Annotated in this window: 14 protein-coding genes; 11 read left to right on the top strand and 3 right to left on the bottom strand. The window is 39.5% G+C overall.

Going from position 1 to position 15380, the window contains the following annotated elements; translation table 11 throughout:
• The first annotated feature begins 550 nt into the window (after positions 1-550).
• From QF028_RS23495 to QF028_RS23450, 10 genes are all read left to right on the top strand, one after another.
• Positions 551-2461, top strand: coding sequence for a sigma 54-interacting transcriptional regulator (locus tag QF028_RS23495; RefSeq protein WP_429469402.1), 1911 nt, complete (start codon positions 551-553; stop codon positions 2459-2461).
• Positions 2462-2742: 281 nt separating this feature from the next.
• Complete coding sequence (gene dapA, locus QF028_RS23490) at positions 2743-3636, top strand: 4-hydroxy-tetrahydrodipicolinate synthase (RefSeq protein ID WP_429469399.1); 894 nt, start codon at positions 2743-2745, stop codon at positions 3634-3636.
• Between the two features lie 445 nt (positions 3637-4081).
• Entirely contained in the window at positions 4082-4981 is a 900-nt protein-coding gene (locus tag QF028_RS23485; protein WP_429469396.1) for a fumarylacetoacetate hydrolase family protein, read from the top strand.
• Between the two features lie 54 nt (positions 4982-5035).
• Positions 5036-5335, top strand: coding sequence for a UxaA family hydrolase (locus tag QF028_RS23480; RefSeq protein ID WP_429469394.1), 300 nt, complete (start codon positions 5036-5038; stop codon positions 5333-5335).
• On the top strand, positions 5331-6497 hold the full coding sequence (locus tag QF028_RS23475; protein ID WP_429472490.1) for a UxaA family hydrolase: 1167 nt from the start codon (positions 5331-5333) through the stop codon (positions 6495-6497). The genes QF028_RS23480 and QF028_RS23475 overlap by 5 nt, the downstream gene beginning before the upstream one ends.
• Before the next feature lie 23 nt (positions 6498-6520).
• The gene (gene gucD, locus QF028_RS23470) at positions 6521-7987 is read left to right on the top strand and encodes an alpha-ketoglutaric semialdehyde dehydrogenase GucD (protein WP_429472488.1); all 1467 of its coding nucleotides are present in this window, start codon (positions 6521-6523) and stop codon (positions 7985-7987) included.
• A gap of 246 nt (positions 7988-8233) precedes the next feature.
• Entirely contained in the window at positions 8234-9556 is a 1323-nt protein-coding gene (locus QF028_RS23465; RefSeq protein ID WP_429469392.1) for an MFS transporter, read from the top strand.
• Between the two features lie 122 nt (positions 9557-9678).
• Positions 9679-9813 carry a DUF3658 domain-containing protein gene (locus tag QF028_RS23460; RefSeq protein ID WP_429469390.1) on the top strand — a complete coding sequence of 45 codons (135 nt, stop codon included), beginning with the start codon at positions 9679-9681 and terminating at the stop codon, positions 9811-9813.
• A gap of 284 nt (positions 9814-10097) precedes the next feature.
• Positions 10098-10298: a Fur-regulated basic protein FbpA gene (locus QF028_RS23455; RefSeq protein WP_429469387.1), complete on the top strand. Its 201-nt coding sequence runs from the start codon at positions 10098-10100 to the stop codon at positions 10296-10298.
• A gap of 335 nt (positions 10299-10633) precedes the next feature.
• Positions 10634-10918, top strand: a complete 285-nt coding sequence (locus tag QF028_RS23450) for a hypothetical protein (protein ID WP_429469386.1) — start codon at positions 10634-10636, stop codon at positions 10916-10918.
• Positions 10919-10963: 45 nt separating this feature from the next.
• Here QF028_RS23450 and QF028_RS23445 read toward each other — a convergent pair whose 3' ends face one another.
• The gene (locus QF028_RS23445; protein WP_429469384.1) at positions 10964-12496 is read right to left on the bottom strand and encodes a multicopper oxidase family protein; all 1533 of its coding nucleotides are present in this window, start codon (positions 12494-12496) and stop codon (positions 10964-10966) included.
• A 279-nt stretch (positions 12497-12775) separates the two neighbouring features.
• Between QF028_RS23445 and QF028_RS23440 the strand changes: the two genes are divergently transcribed.
• Complete coding sequence (locus tag QF028_RS23440) at positions 12776-13078, top strand: hypothetical protein (RefSeq protein ID WP_429469382.1); 303 nt, start codon at positions 12776-12778, stop codon at positions 13076-13078.
• Between the two features lie 206 nt (positions 13079-13284).
• Here QF028_RS23440 and QF028_RS23435 read toward each other — a convergent pair whose 3' ends face one another.
• Both QF028_RS23435 and QF028_RS23430 read right to left on the bottom strand, forming a co-directional pair.
• The gene (locus QF028_RS23435) at positions 13285-14196 is read right to left on the bottom strand and encodes an EamA family transporter (RefSeq protein ID WP_429469379.1); all 912 of its coding nucleotides are present in this window, start codon (positions 14194-14196) and stop codon (positions 13285-13287) included.
• A 225-nt stretch (positions 14197-14421) separates the two neighbouring features.
• A complete protein-coding gene (locus QF028_RS23430; RefSeq protein WP_429469377.1) occupies positions 14422-15324 on the bottom strand; it encodes a DMT family transporter in 903 nt (300 codons plus the stop codon).
• Positions 15325-15380: the final 56 nt, after the last annotated feature.

The raw sequence follows: 15380 nt of genomic DNA, 5'->3' as shown, positions 1-15380 counted from the left end.
CGGTGAGCTATTGGGTCAGGGGTCCCAGCCAATTACGGATGCTACAGATCGTACCGGTTGATGCCTGAAGGGCAGCAAGCTCAAAATATGCTATAATGAAGTAGTAACAAATGTATGTGTACTGCTTATTTCAAGAGAAATATTTTCACCAAATAAAAATGTTTCAAATGTAAAAGATATCTTCATTTCCGGAGACTTATTGAGACATACATAAACTAGTAGTAGTCGAAGATGAAATTTAATTATTGAGAAAGGCTTGTCTTGTAAGATTACTAAGGTTTAAGAGTTAGATTCCCCTTTTCCATTTCCCGTTTGCACAATTTTAGACTTGAATATATCTAGAGACTAACATTACAATACTTAAAAGTTTAAAAATAGTAACAATGATTAATAATTATTCTTTAGATTTATTGATTAATAAGTCTCCTCATATACTCTCTAGAGTGAAGGAGTTTGACAAAGCGGAAGGTTTAATTGGATCCCTAGTGTTTGGAGATTTACAACGGAAGTTAATTTTGGAGACAATTTTTTTAATAGAGGTGTCTACACAATGAACGATATACTCATCATTGCCCCCTATGAAACCTTGGTACAGCAGGCCGAAAGAATGATTGAAAGTAGTAATATACCTTATACCATTATTCCAGGCAATCTCAAGGAGAATCTTGACGAAATCAGAACTTGTATCAATCATGGTGCAAAGATCCTTATTTCTCGTGGGGGAACAGCCCAAGCTTTACGTAATGCATTCGATTTACCAGTGATTGAAATACCCGTAACGTCTGTCGACATTTTAATGGCATTAAGTAAAGCAAGTGAGAAAGGTTTCAAAAAAATCGCCTTTATCACAACTTTAAATATTTTATTTCAAGCTCAGCATTTTAAGAACATTATGGACATAGATTTGCAATTCATGCCCTGTGAAGATGTTAACGAAATACCAGCGAAAGTGAAACATCTTATCGAAGACGAAGGCATAGAAGCAGTGGTGGGCGATGTAGTAGCCACACAACAGGCGGTGGACCACGGAATCTATGGATGTATTTTAGAATCGGGTGCTATGTCCCTTCAAATTGCCCTAAATGAAGCGTTAACGATTTTAAAATCTATAGAAAAAGAGAAAGCCCGTTTAAAACAACTTGAAGCGATTCTTAATTTTACCACAGAGGCAGTTCTTACAATTGATAATAACGAGAAAGTTATCGTATATAATGAATCAGCTGAGAGAATATTTGGCGTACCAATAAACCAGGTGTTGGGGAAAAAGTTAACTGAGTGTTTACCCGAAAGTCAATTGAATAGAGTCTTATCCATACATGACGAAGAAAAAAATATCCTTCTTAAGATTGGTGGGAAAAAGATTGTTTGTAACCGGGTTCCTATTATCATTCATGGTAGGTTTCATGGTGCTGTAGCTATTTTCCAAGAAATCGGTGAAATTCAAAATTTAGAAATGAACATCAGGACCAGGCTTAATGAAAAAGGATTAGTGGCTAAGCAAACCTTCAACCATATTCAAGGTAGTAGTCCAGAAATGCTCCAATGTATATATCGAGCGAGGCAGTATGCTAAATCTAACGGTACCGTTTTGATTTATGGTGAGACGGGGACAGGAAAGGAGATCTTTGCTCAGAGTATACATAATGAGAGCAAGCGGGCTAAGGGACCATTTGTTTCCGTTAACTGTGCTGCATTGAGTGAAAATCTTCTTGAAAGTGAACTTTTTGGCTATGTTGAGGGTACTTTTACAGGAGCTCTTAAAGGTGGTAAGATGGGACTTTTTGAACTAGCCCATGGTGGGACGTTATTTCTTGATGAATTAGGGGAAATCTCCCTAAATTTTCAAGCAAAACTCCTAAGGGTATTGCAAGAAAAGGAAGTCCGTCGTGTCGGTGGCGATCGGGTGACACCAATAGATGTTCGAATAATCTGCGCTACGAACCGGGATCTGCGTGAAGAGGTTCGTTTGGGACGGTTCCGCGAAGATCTTTATTACCGGTTGAGTGTATTGGAGTTACAATTAATTTCACTTAGGCAACGAAAAGACGACATAGTCCCCATGGCTATATCCTTTTTCAAGAATGAATGTATAAAAGAGCAAAAAGTTTTGTTTTATACACAGGATCAACTCTTTGATTGTCTAAAGAGTTACGAATGGTTCGGTAATGCACGGGAATTGCAAAACTTCATCGAGAAGTTAGTGATTAGTGTAGAGGAGGGTGAAGAGTTAACACAGTTCAAGATCTATGAGTTGTTGGCCGAGAAGAAAGGGAGACTTGACGCTAGAAGTGGTCAAAATCAAGACCAGTTACATGTTACCTTTTCAAATCAATTCGAGGAAATGGAAAATCAGCTCTGGAAGCAACTTCTTGAACGTTACCATGGTAACAAGGATAGACTTTGTAAGGATTTTGGTATAAGTAAAACTACCCTTTGGCGTAAGCTGAATTTTCATAAATGAACCTGTATTATTTCATATTTGTAAAAACAATTTCCAAATATGAAAAATAAAGATTAAATAATCTGTTATAACTAGCTTCTTGTTCTTTAATGAATAGGAGCTATTTTTTTTGAGCATGGCAACACTAGAATTCAATTGTTTAGGTGTTTTTAAAAAAAAATTTTTGTGATCTGCGTTTTTTTGGCACGAAATTTGCATTTTTAATTAGTGAGCGCGGCAATGAAATATCTATTTAAAATTGAGTATCTAGTAAGCAAGGTAAATTTAAGAGGAGGGCTAAAATGTTTAAAGGAGTTTTTTCACCCGTTATTACTATCCTGGACCAAACAGGGAAGATTGATTTTCATGGTATGCATGAACATATTGACTATTTGATTAATAATGGTATCGATGGTCTGTTATTTCTTGGCAGCATGGGGGAGTTTTTCGCATTTACAGAGGAAGAGAAAAAGAAGCTTATTACATTTGCAATTGAAACGGTGAATCACAGGGTACCGGTTTTAATAGGGACAGGAGGAACTTCCGTCGAAGAAGTAGTTAAATTAACTCAGTTTACTGAGGTTCAAGGCGCGGATGCCGCGGTCGTTATCTCACCATACTATTTCAAGCTCGATGATGAAAACCTATATAATTATTATGCAGCCGTTGCACAGTCTACGAAGCTTCCGATTGTGATTTACAATTTCCCTGAGAGGACGAATGTTAATATAAGTCCAGAGTTAGTTCTAATGCTGGTCCAGGATTTTCCAAATATTGTGGCCATTAAGGATACAGTGGATAACATTTCACACACTCGTCAGTTGATTCAGGGTGTAAAATCTGCGGTTAAAGACTTCAGTGTTTTCTCTGGCTTTGACGAATATTTAGTTCCGAACTTAATGGCTGGTGGCGACGGGGTTCTGTGCGGACTCACAAATGTAGTACCGGAGCTTTTCTGTAAACTTTTTAAAGCCTACCAGGGTGGGGATTTCTCCACGGTCGTTACGAGTCAGCAAAAAATTAGCGAACTTATGAGTATTTATGATGCTTCACAACCTTTTGTTGCAGCAATGAAGACGGCGGTTATGCTTACAGGAAGAACGATGATACCGATGGTCAAAGCCCCAGGGACTATGTTGGATGAGCAAGGAAAGGAAAAAGTAAGGAGTATTTTGGTTAAAGCCAATGTTGTATAATTGGGTGTATAGTGCATACTTTACGGTTCAGCAAATTCTCGGCGTCATGAAAGAATAGTAAAGAAAGCAAAATACATATCCAAAAGGGATGATTTTATTAACAAGGGCGGTGAAGTACCCGCCCTTGTTTTTTTTGTACCTTGGAGATACTAAGTTTTTTTGTGTGATTTCATATTTGAAATATGAATTTCAAATATGAAAGATAAAAAGTAAATAAGTAACTAATATAAATGGTTTATTGTTCTTCAATGAATAGGAGCTATTTTTTTGAAGCCTGACAAATTCAAGGTTGATAGGCTATTTGGTGTTTTTTTTAAAAAAATTATAACATCTTTCTTTTTTGGCACGAAATTTGCATTTTAATTTAGTAAGCGCGCCAGAAAAAATAAATGGGAGAGAAACAACAATTTAACAGGAATTATTCTAAATATAAAAGGAGGACTATATGCGTATTATTTGTTATTTAAATGAAAAGTCAGTACCGGTTCTAGCTGCTTTAACTAATGAAGGACTCATCTATTCACTGCCGCAAAAAGACTTCTTGGAGTTAGCACAGCAAGCCAAAGATCAAAGTATTTCTCTTCTTCACTTTGTTGAAAGCGCTATCTCTGAATTAGATCCAATTCCAAAACCTCTAGAGCAGCTATCATTGCTCGTTCCGATTGAAGCCCCTGAAGTGTGGGCGGCCGGTGTCACATATGAAAAAAGCAGAGATGCTAGAAACTACGAGACTACGGATCAAATAATTGGTTCAGCAACTTTCTATGACAAGGTCTATGATGCCAAACGCCCCGAAATTTTTCTTAAATCCACTGCTGCAAGAACAGTGGGTCCAAATGATAAGGTATTTCTTCGAAACGATTCTAAATGGCAAATCCCTGAGCCGGAGTTAGGGCTTGTCATCGATAGCAGAGGAGAAATTTTAGGATATACGATTGGAAATGACATGAGCTGCCGTGATATTGAGGGGGAAAATCCACTTTATTTGCCTCAAGCAAAAATCTGGAGAAATTCTTGCTCTATTGGCCCTGCCATTCTGCTAAGTGAAGCGGTTAAAAATCCTTATCAGTTTGAAATTACATGCAGAATCTATAGAAATGGAGAAATTGTGGTAGAAGGAAGAGCTAATACCCGCCAATTAAAGCGGAAATTTGATGAGCTTGTTTCTTATCTTTTGAAAGACAATCAGATTTTTAATGGCACTGTTTTACTGACAGGTACATGTATTGTTCCCCCAAATGAATTTACCTTAGCGGATGGAGACCAAATAGAAATTGAAATCTCTGATATCGGGGTTTTACAAAATACTGCTCGTCTCGCAAAAGCAGTGGTACCCAATTTGTAAGCAGTTCGCTAACCATTTTTAAAAGGAAAATCAATATAGTAGAGGTGATTTTAGATGAGTACATCTTTTAAAGCGGTGATGATGAAGCCAAATGATAAAGTGGCTGTGGCTTTAGAGAGTGTTCCAGAAGGTAGTTACGTCAAGGTCACATGCCAGGGGAAGAGCTTTGATATTGAAATAAAAGAAAAAATTGAGTTCGGGCATAAATTCGCTGTCAAGCCGATCTCAAAAGGGGAGGATATTCTTAAATATGGCGCGGTAATCGGTTCGGCCACAACAGATATTAGTACGGGAGAACACGTTCATATTCATAATCTGGAAGGAAAAAGAGGGCGGGGGGATAAAGTTGATTAATGGAAAAAAGTTTTGGGGATATAGGCGTCCAAACGGTCAAGTTGGAGTGAGAAATCACGTATTAATTTTGCCTACGATTACTTGTGCTACTCAGGCAGCTAAACAAATTACGGAATTGGTGCAAGGCACGGTCTCTTTCATTCATCAGCATGGATGTGCACAAGTAGGTGTCGATTATGATCAAACATTTCGTACTTATGTAGGAATGGGCGCCAATCCGAATGTTTATGGAGTGGTTGTTCTAGGGCTTGGCTGCGAAACTCATCAAGCACGCAGTGTTGCGGGAGAGCTAGCTAAGACAGGAAAGCCTGTTGAAGTGGTTTCCATTCAGGACCACAGTGGAACACTTGGTGCTATTGCTGAAGGATCAAGAATAGCCGCGAAAATGGTACAGGCGGCTTCCTCTCAAATGAAGGAACTCTGTGATTTCAGTGAGCTAATTATCGGAACAGAATGCGGCGGTTCGGATGCATGTTCTGGTTTATCAGCCAATCCAGCCGTAGGTGTTGTTAGCGACATGCTTGTCGATCATGGAGGTACTGCGATTTTAGCTGAAACCACAGAGCTAATTGGTGCGGAACATCTTTTGGCAGAGCGTGCAGTAGATAACCGGACAGCCAAGCGTGTATATGAAGTAATCGGAGCTATGGAAAACCGGGCCATCAAGATGGGAGTAGATATCCGTACAGGGAATCCAAGCCCTGGAAATATCAAGGGAGGGTTGAGTTCTCTCGAAGAAAAATCATTAGGTGCTTCTAATAAGTCCGGTAGCAGACCTTTACAAGAAGTGATCGATTATGCTCAGGTCCCATCCAAAAAAGGTCTGGTTTGGATGGATACACCGGGGCATGATATTGAGCAGCTAACGGGGATGGTGGCCGGTGGAGCCCAAATCGTTTTGTTTACTACAGGAAGAGGCACACCTACCGGATCACCTATTGCACCTGTTATCAAGATTGCCACTAACACAGGAATTTTTGAAAGAATGGGAGATAATATCGATTTGAACGCCGGAACCATTATCGAAGGCAAAGAATCGATTGAGTCGGTCGGGCAACATATTTTTGATGAAATCGAGCTTGTTGCGTCTGGCAAGCTGACGAAAGCGGAAATTCTGAAACAGCATGATTTCGGTATTTGGCGTATTGGCCCTACATTTTAAGAATATAGAAAGGAGTTTTAATGATGACGACTGCAGCGCAGGTAAAAAACCATCTTAACTATATTAACGGAGAATGGGTATCATCCATCAGAAAAAAAGTGGAGGCAGCCATTAATCCTGCCAATAAAAATGAAATTGTGGGCTACATTCAGAGCTCGACAGGGGAAGATGTTGACAGGGCAGTGGCAGCAGCTAAAAAAGCGCAAAAAGAATGGCGCCGTCTTTCAGGAGCAGAACGGGGTGATTATCTCTATAAAATAGCCAATAAACTAGAAAGGCGTCTTGAAGAGGTTGCCGAAACGATGACAAGAGAGATGGGTAAAACGTTCTCTGAAGCCAAAGGTGAGACAATTCGCGGGATCGCCATTCTCCGTTACTATGCTGGTGAAGGTATGCGCAAAGCTGGTGATGTGATACCATCCACTGACAGCAAAGCATTAATGTTTACGACGCGCGTTCCGCTTGGAGTCGTCGGTGTTATTTCCCCTTGGAACTTTCCCGTTGCCATCCCGATCTGGAAGATGGCACCTGCCTTGATTTATGGGAATACCGTGGTGATTAAACCGGCACAGGAAGCAACTGTTACAGCTGCAAAGATTATGGAGTGTATGGATGAGGCCGGCATCCCGGCTGGTGTAGTCAATATGGTTACTGGGGCTGGATCCGAAGTCGGTACAGCAATCGTCAACCATTCGGACGTAAACGGCATTACGTTTACAGGCTCCAATGGCACTGGGAAACAAATTGGCCAGGCAGCTCTGGCTCGTGGAGCAAAATATCAGTTGGAAATGGGCGGAAAAAATCCTGTCATTATAGCGGCAGATGCTGATTTAGATCTTGCGGTAGAAGGAACAATCAGCGGCGGCCTCCGTTCGACAGGTCAAAAATGCACCGCTACAAGCCGGGTATTCGTTCAGTCAGAAGTATATGATGCATTTAAAGAGAAACTGCTTGAACAGGTGAAAGGGATTACAATTGGAAACGGCATGGAAGGCTCGACATGGATGGGACCATGTGCCAGTGAGAATCAGTTGAATACCGTACTTTCGTATATTGAAAAAGGGAAAGCTGAAGGGGCAAGATTGATTCACGGCGGCGAACGGTACACGGAAAACGGAAGCGAAAACGGCTTTTTTGTTCAACCGACCATATTTGAAGATGTTACGAATAGGATGGTCATTGCCCAGGAGGAAATCTTCGGTCCTGTGCTGGCTCTTATCAAAGTGGATACAATCGAAGAAGCTTTGGCGCAGGCTAATGATGTCGAGTTTGGGCTTAGTGCCTCGATTTATACAAGAGACATCGGTACCATGATGTCTTTCATCAACGACGTAGATGCCGGACTTGTACGTATTAATGCTGAAACCGCCGGTGTTGAATTACAGGCACCATTCGGTGGCATGAAACAGTCCAGCTCACATTCCCGCGAGCAGGGGCAGGCAGCGATTGAATTCTTTACTGCGATCAAAACCGTATTTGTAAAAGCATAGACAGATAGATTCATAAGATTGTTCCCTAAAATCTTTTTAAGATTTTAGGGGCGGTATTAGTCAAAAACGAACGTTATTAATGATCCTGTTTTAAGGATTGGAAATAAAGCAGAAGAATGTAAGACTCCTCTTTAGCTATGCACAATGATTATCGTAGCCTTTGATTAACTAACAAATGAATTATCTAAATTGTTATAATATTCTTATCGTTAATTGGAAACGATTTCAATAATAGGAGGTTATTAAATGAGCGAAATAAACCAAAAGAGAACTAATGTTCGATGGAAGATTTCTATATTCATGTGGGCGGCGATAGCCATTAATTATTTGGACCGCACTGTCCTCTCTGCTACCACTCCGACTATAATGAAGGAATTTGGACTAAATGCGGCACAAATGGGGATTGTCATGTCAGCTTTCTTTTGGACTTATGCGTTATTTCAGATTCCTGCTGGATGGTTGGCAGATAAAGTTGGACAGCGCTTTTCTCTTGCTTTAAGCGTTGCCTGGTGGTCCATTGCCACCGCATTGACGGCTTTTAGCCAAGGAATGAAATCCCTCCTAATCTTTCGTACCCTATTGGGAATGGGTGAGGCAGGAGCCTACCCAAGCAGTGCTGGTGTGACGGCAAAATGGTTCCCTGATAGAGAACGGACAAGAGTTTCTGCTATTTTTGACAGCGGTTCTAAAGTGGGTACGGCTATAGCTATGCCGTTTGTTGTTTGGTTAATGACTGCCTTTGGCTGGAAAGTTCCGTTTATCGTATCTGGTCTATTAGGATTGGTTTGGGTAACGATTTGGTGGGCATATTATCGTGATCCGGAAAAGCATATGTATGTAAACAAAGAAGAACTAACCTATATTCGTGATGGGCAGGTCAAAAAGGAAGGTCTTGAAAATGCACAGCCAATGAAATGGTATCAACTTCTTAAATATCGTAATATTTTAGCAATGTGTGTTGGGTTTTTCATGTTAAACTATGCCATTTATTTCTTTATCACTTGGTTCCCGACCTATCTTGTACAAGAACGCGGCTTCCAATTGATAAAAATGGGCTGGGTATCGATGATTCCTCCTCTATTTGGTTTAGTAGCTGAACTCTTTGCGGGGTGGTTTTCCGACCGTCTGTACGCAAAGGGATATTCGTTAACCTTTGTTCGTAAATTGAACCTAGGTGGAGGTATGCTATTGGCAACTGCGATTGCTTTTGCAGGACTGGTTAATTCACCTGCTCTTTCAATTGCCCTACTTTCCATTTCCTATGGCGGTTTAACGACTGCTGCTTGTGCTATTTGGTCCCTTCCTGGAGACGTAGCCCCTCTTAATATGACTTCAGTCGTTGGAGGACTTCAAAACTGTGTTTCAAATATGGGTGGTATTTTGGGTCCGATTGTAACCGGTTTTATCATTTCTACTACTCACTCATTCACCCCGGCACTCATAGTGTCAGGAGCCGCTACCTTAATCGGTGCTTTAACTTATATTTTTTGGCTTGGAAAAGTTGAACCGATCGTTCCAAAAACAAACAGTATTCTTGGAAAAATAGATGACCACTCTATGAGCCTATGAGAATCTTGCAAGATCATTAAATACCACTAATAGAATAATATTAAAATAGCTATCGGGTAAAATAGATAAGGAAGATAGGATCCTTCTCCTATCTTCCTTTTTTTTCCTTAGGTTTAGTATAAATGGAAGAAATGGTTGGTGACTTTTATCTAGAATATCGAATCCGGCATTTAATTTATAGCGGATTCCTTGAATTAAAACGGATACCAAGATCGATACGGTTTTACAGTGTAAAATTACGAGAAAAATTGACCTGAAATAAAATTGTAAATTTTCCAATTATTGATTGACAGGGTAAATCCAAGGATGTTAATATTTTATAAGTAATCAGATAAGTATTATCGGAATTAAGAATAGGGAATCAAGCAAGGTCACCTTTTTAAGAAATGATCTCAATCTTACGAATATAATTTTGTTTATAAAAATTCATACACTAGTCGACTATTCGGATAGAGACTTCTCGCACCCATGAGAAGTCTCTTTTTTTATCTATTTTAAAGGAGCTGATTCTAATGAGACGATTAATAAAGGAGAGGATTTCATGGAAAATATACTTCGGAATGCTGTGGAACAAAGAAGAAAAACATTAATTAACATTCTGCTTACCTTTAAAATCTTTGATAGTGAGGAACAGCTTTTGAAGTTATCTTTAACAGAGTTAGAAAATGAATACAAAAGATTAAAGTCGAATTGTCATCCTCATAGTGATACGGGCTCGATTCATTGGAAAAATAAAATATGAACTTATGGCGGACAGTGACATTCACTGTTCGCCTATTTACTTACTTTTATTAAAATTTGTAAATCTTGTTTGTTTGTGAAACTAAGCCAGTTATTTGCTAAGCATTCCACCAGCCTAGGAAATGGCTATCATTTTTTCAATAATCTCTGCATATTTACAGGCACCAAAGGAAACTTTATAGCTTCTAAGGATACGGTTATATCACACGCAGATACTGAATCCAAACATACGAAATGTGCTAACGATAGGTAGTTACGAGGCATTGAAATGAAAGTGTATGATTTGTTAGAATAATTTAGAACTTTATAAACCTATTTTTAAAAGGAGATACACCGATGATAAACGAAGATTATGAATTAAATTTAGTAAATAAAGCGATTGAGAATGCTCCTGCTTGGTTAAATGATGACCTTGAAGGGATAGCAAAAAAGGAGAAAATCAAACTCAGAATAAGCTTTGTGATTTCCGAACTTTATTCGAGATATACATTCAGCTATCGGCATATTACAGCATCTATGAATCATAGTTCAGAATGGTCCACTACTGCCCGAGAAAGATTGAACTTCATTGATAACAATATTGACTTGATTCAGTATATGATCAAGCGAATGGAAGAATAAATTAGGAAATTGATATAAAATGTATTTTTGACAGAGCACCGTCTATCATCGGATCACAATAAACGGTCTCATCATCTCATAATCCTCGTGCTCCAAGATATGACAGTGCCATACATACAACCCTGTAAAAGGACCAAACTTCATGATAATTCGAGTAACTTGGTTAGGATTAGCTCGAACGGTATCCTTCCAGCCTCGTTCTTGTGGTTCGGGAGGGATCGCCGGACCCGTATAATCGATGATTTTCTCCTTTTTATACTTTTCTACATCAAAATCTCTACGGTCTAAGATTTGAAAATCAACTAAGTGGAGATGAATTGGGTGGGAATCCTTCGTTAAGCCAATAATATACCATATTTCAGTGGAGCCCAATTTTGGATTTTCAGTGATCGGGGCATCCCACTGTTTATTATCCAACAGCATCCATTCCCGACCGTACGGATCCATATTGTCATTTAAAGTTAAGTATCGTGAATTCGAAGCTGACTGTTCATTCATTTTGAGAATATGCATCATATACGCCGGAATAACACTCGTATCGATACTGGCCAAGGGAAGAGTCACTCGAAACTGCATCACTGTGCCTGTATTATTATCCGGTGGATTTCCGGTTGGAAAAGGAGCAGGAGCATCGTTTTGCATGATAATATTTTTACCCTCTAGATTGGTAAAATCAATGATCACATCTGCTCGTTCTGCAGGTGCTAACATGATTTCTTTTACACCGATCGGGTGCTGCATCAGTCCTCCATCGGTCCCAATTTGATAGATAAGTTGTCCCGAATCAAGTTTAATCCGAAAGAAACGAGAGTTGGCTGCGTTTAGAAGCCTCAATCGGTATTTACGCGGTTCCACTTTTAAATAGGGATATACTTTGCCATTCACCAAGACAGTATCCCCAAAAAATTCTGGAACGATCGATGTTTCTAATTCGGGGACGGGTTTTTCTGGCTGTTTCGGGTAATAAAGTGAACCATCTTTATGAAAAGTCTTGTCTTGTATAATAAGCGGAATCTCATATTTCCCACTTGGTAAATTCAATAACCGTTCGCGTTGATCTCTGATCAGAAAAAATCCGGCCAATCCAGCATATACATTAAGCCTCGTGATACCAAGGGTATGGTCATGATACCAGAGGGTGCAAGCTTGTTCGCAATTATCATATCGATAGACTTGTTTACTAAAATAGGGACCGACTTGTTTGAATCCGTTTGTAAACCAAGCCTCCGGGTAGCCGTCACTTTCCCATTCCACACAAGCACCGTGAACGTGTACCACCGTTCGTACTTCCGGTACATCCAAATGGGCACCGTGCACCGTATGGTCTACGGGTAAGAGATGCTTGTCTGGAAGATTGTTGATCCATCTGATATACACTTTTTCTCCGCTTTCAACGTCAATCGTAGGTCCTGGATAGCTGCCTTCATACCCCCAAACGGTTGTATCATTTAATTCACGATGGAGTGATTGTTTAAATTCCGTCATATTCACTTCGTAATAAGTATTAATCTGATCCTTCCATCGAGGTTTTAAAATCGGGGGGATAGGGAGTTCGTCTACAAATTTAGAGAGAATCATAGTTCCGCTCCTTTATAACCAGCTAAAAATTATTACCTTCTATTTAAAAGGTTATAAATAGTACAAGTCCTTTATGACAATTTCAAGGGGTTAGTCTCTCGACAATAATCCGCTATACCCTTGGATAAAATAATAATATTATAACATTGAAAAGGAGCATCCAAATCCACCTTCAATGTTGTTTTGATATATACGATTATTTCAGCTGTTGCTGTAATAACCCACGACAAGATTATCGATTATTCATTCCTATCTCCACAAGGCAGGGAATATAGCCTTGTGGAGATTGTTAAGATTAATACAGGAGTGTACGGTAAGGGGCGTCCTTCTCTGTTTAAACACTCAAAGGGTGATTTCTTTTACATAATTGAACTAAATGATGGTACAAAGATTGATTTGACTCAAGTGGGTGGAGTAAAAAATGATGAAGATGAGCGTTTTGTCATTGAAAAACTTGATATTCAATTTGTAAACATGGGTATCCCGAAAGAATCAAGTATGAAAAACTTCGAATACAGTAAGAAAGGCTTAGCTAAGGTCTATACTGATAAAATACGGAACATATTGGAAAATATGAAATAAAATAAAGATCAAGGATTCGCTCATTGAAACACCATATTCGCCCATAAAGGTTCAAAATTCGCCCATAAAAACCCGGAATTCGCCCATAAATCTCAAAAATTCGCCCATAGAAAGAATAGTAGGCAATAATTATGGCGAACAGTGCTTAGCACTGTTCGCCAGTTTTATTTTGAATTTGTTAGGCGGGGAATCCCACCCCGACAATTTTAAGTCAAAGATTCACTTTCTAAAGAGACTGATTCCACTTTAGTTGTGGGCATTTTAACATTACCCGCCACAATGCCGCCTAAAATAAGGACCACTCCGCTCCATTGTGATAAGCTTACGTTTTCGGCTAAGACGAGCGATGACAAGATAACCGCAACCGGAAGTTCTGAGGCTGTTAATATCGTTCCAAGTCCTGGGCCGATATGCTTCATTCCAATAGAAAATAAGAGCGGTGGCAAGGCTACGCCAAATAGTCCAAGGAACAATCCATACGGTGCTACTCCCATTAAAACTGGTAAGTGGAATAAATCCGTTGGCGTGAAGAATAAAAAAACAGTGATCAATCCGCCAGTGGAAAGTAGAGCACTTTTCTGCACGGGTGGTGTATCTTTTTCCACGGAGCCGCTAAGAAAGATGAGAGCGGTATACGTTAAAGCGGAAAGCAGACCCCAAACTATCCCCTGCCATGATATTTGAACGCCGCCTTCTGTAATAATGCCGGCTGCTAAAATGGAGCCAATGATTAAAATACCAATCGAAACCATTTTCCCGGTGCTTGGTGTTTTTTTATAAACCATCCACTCAATTAAAGAGCCAATCCATACAAATTGAAATAAAAAGATGATCGCAAGTGAAGCATCCAGGGTTTGCAATGACTGATAATAAAATACACCTGTTAAACCAACTGGAATTCCTGATAAAAGTAATTTACCTATTTGAGGTAGAGTAAGTTTTTTCTTTTTCGAAAAAAGAGCGACCCCCCAGATTAGCAAGGTCCCAAGTAAGTATTGACTTCCTGTTACCTGTGTCACGGTGAAACCAGCCGAGTAAGCAAGCTTTACAAAGGTCGATAATACTCCGTAACTGCAGCCCCCTAAAAAAACAATTAGTGCATATTGCCAAGTTTTCATTTTCCTACTCCTTTCATTCCATAAAAAAAGCCACACAGCTCTCATATGAAAGCTGTGTGGCGAAAATAGAGATATCTCTAGAAAAGTCCACAAACAAATGAATTTTGTTATTTAATTTGACTTTGTTACTTTAAAACAAATGAAAATGAATGTCAATGAAAATTTCTCCCAAAATAGAGTGTCCTTATTGAACCGCTCTATTTCCCAGATGGGATCAAACTTCCATTACGGTGTAGTAGTGGGAGTTTGCCCTTTTTTGGCAACCTTTATTTCGAGTTTTTCACTTAAGAAAGTGGAGCCCAGAACCAGGCCGCCGCCAATCATTTGAATCCATGTCATGCCCTCGCTTAAGAAAATTGAGGCAATGATCACAGCTGAAATCGGATCAATGTAGCTAAGAACAGCAATTGTTTGCCCCTTGAGTTCTTGGAGAGAAGTAAAGTATAAAAAATAAGCAAAACCCGTATGCACAATACCAAGGATCAAGATAAAAATAATCGAAGTTGGGTTTAAACGACCCAAGTCTAGATTGCCCTGCCACAGTACATAGGGAAACAGAACCAAGGCGCCTGCCATTAATTGCACTAACGTGATTTCGAAACCAGATAAATTTTTGATGAATTTGTTCATTAAGACTACACTTGCATAAAATGCGGCCGCTAAAAGGCCATAGAAAATACCGAGGGTGTTGTTCTGCGAACCGCTTGTACCGCCAGCTCCAGGATTAACGATTAAAAATAGACCAATCATTGCCATTACGATGCAAATAACCTTCACACTTGTTAGTTTTTCTTTCAGTAACCATGGTGCTAGGATCATCACAAATATCGGTGCAAAGTAATAGCTAATGGTGGCATTAGATATCGTTGTATACCGATAAGCCTCAAATAAAAAAATCCAATTAAGGCCAATCGCAGCCCCCGATAATAGAAGAAGAAGCGCATTTTCTTTTAACACTTGATAAGATGGCTTATGTTTGACAAGGAAACTAGCAAGAAGAAGGAATAGACTTCCGATGACCCCTCTTAAAAACGCTATTTCACTTGAAGACAGCTCAATCTTTTTTACAAAAACCCCGATGCTTCCAAAAATGAGCATCGTTAGGATGAGTCTCATTTTCCCTTTCATGTTGATCCCCCCTAGTTCTTTATCTAAATACCAAATGACTGATCGTTCAACTGCTG

Origin of the sequence: Neobacillus sp. B4I6 (assembly GCF_050434045.1) — a bacterium.
In the GTDB taxonomy this organism is placed as follows: domain Bacteria; phylum Bacillota; class Bacilli; order Bacillales; family Cytobacillaceae; genus Neobacillus.
Note: the sequence above shows the minus strand (reverse complement) of the source record. Positions and strands in the feature narration are given on the sequence as shown.

What these genes read in the sequence shown, in the direction of transcription:
- QF028_RS23495 (WP_429469402.1), top strand. Translation starts at nt 551, where the DNA reads ATGAACGATATACTCATCATTGCCCCCTATGAAACCTTGGTACAGCAG.
- dapA (WP_429469399.1), top strand. Translation starts at nt 2,743, where the DNA reads ATGTTTAAAGGAGTTTTTTCACCCGTTATTACTATCCTGGACCAAACA.
- QF028_RS23485 (WP_429469396.1), top strand. Translation starts at nt 4,082, where the DNA reads ATGCGTATTATTTGTTATTTAAATGAAAAGTCAGTACCGGTTCTAGCT.
- QF028_RS23480 (WP_429469394.1), top strand. Translation starts at nt 5,036, where the DNA reads ATGAGTACATCTTTTAAAGCGGTGATGATGAAGCCAAATGATAAAGTG.
- gucD (WP_429472488.1), top strand. Translation starts at nt 6,521, where the DNA reads ATGACGACTGCAGCGCAGGTAAAAAACCATCTTAACTATATTAACGGA.
- QF028_RS23465 (WP_429469392.1), top strand. Translation starts at nt 8,234, where the DNA reads ATGAGCGAAATAAACCAAAAGAGAACTAATGTTCGATGGAAGATTTCT.
- QF028_RS23460 (WP_429469390.1), top strand. Translation starts at nt 9,679, where the DNA reads ATGGAAGAAATGGTTGGTGACTTTTATCTAGAATATCGAATCCGGCAT.
- QF028_RS23455 (WP_429469387.1), top strand. Translation starts at nt 10,098, where the DNA reads ATGGAAAATATACTTCGGAATGCTGTGGAACAAAGAAGAAAAACATTA.
- QF028_RS23450 (WP_429469386.1), top strand. Translation starts at nt 10,634, where the DNA reads ATGATAAACGAAGATTATGAATTAAATTTAGTAAATAAAGCGATTGAG.
- QF028_RS23445 (WP_429469384.1), bottom strand. Translation starts at nt 12,496, where the DNA reads ATGATTCTCTCTAAATTTGTAGACGAACTCCCTATCCCCCCGATTTTA.
- QF028_RS23435 (WP_429469379.1), bottom strand. Translation starts at nt 14,196, where the DNA reads ATGAAAACTTGGCAATATGCACTAATTGTTTTTTTAGGGGGCTGCAGT.
- QF028_RS23430 (WP_429469377.1), bottom strand. Translation starts at nt 15,324, where the DNA reads ATGAAAGGGAAAATGAGACTCATCCTAACGATGCTCATTTTTGGAAGC.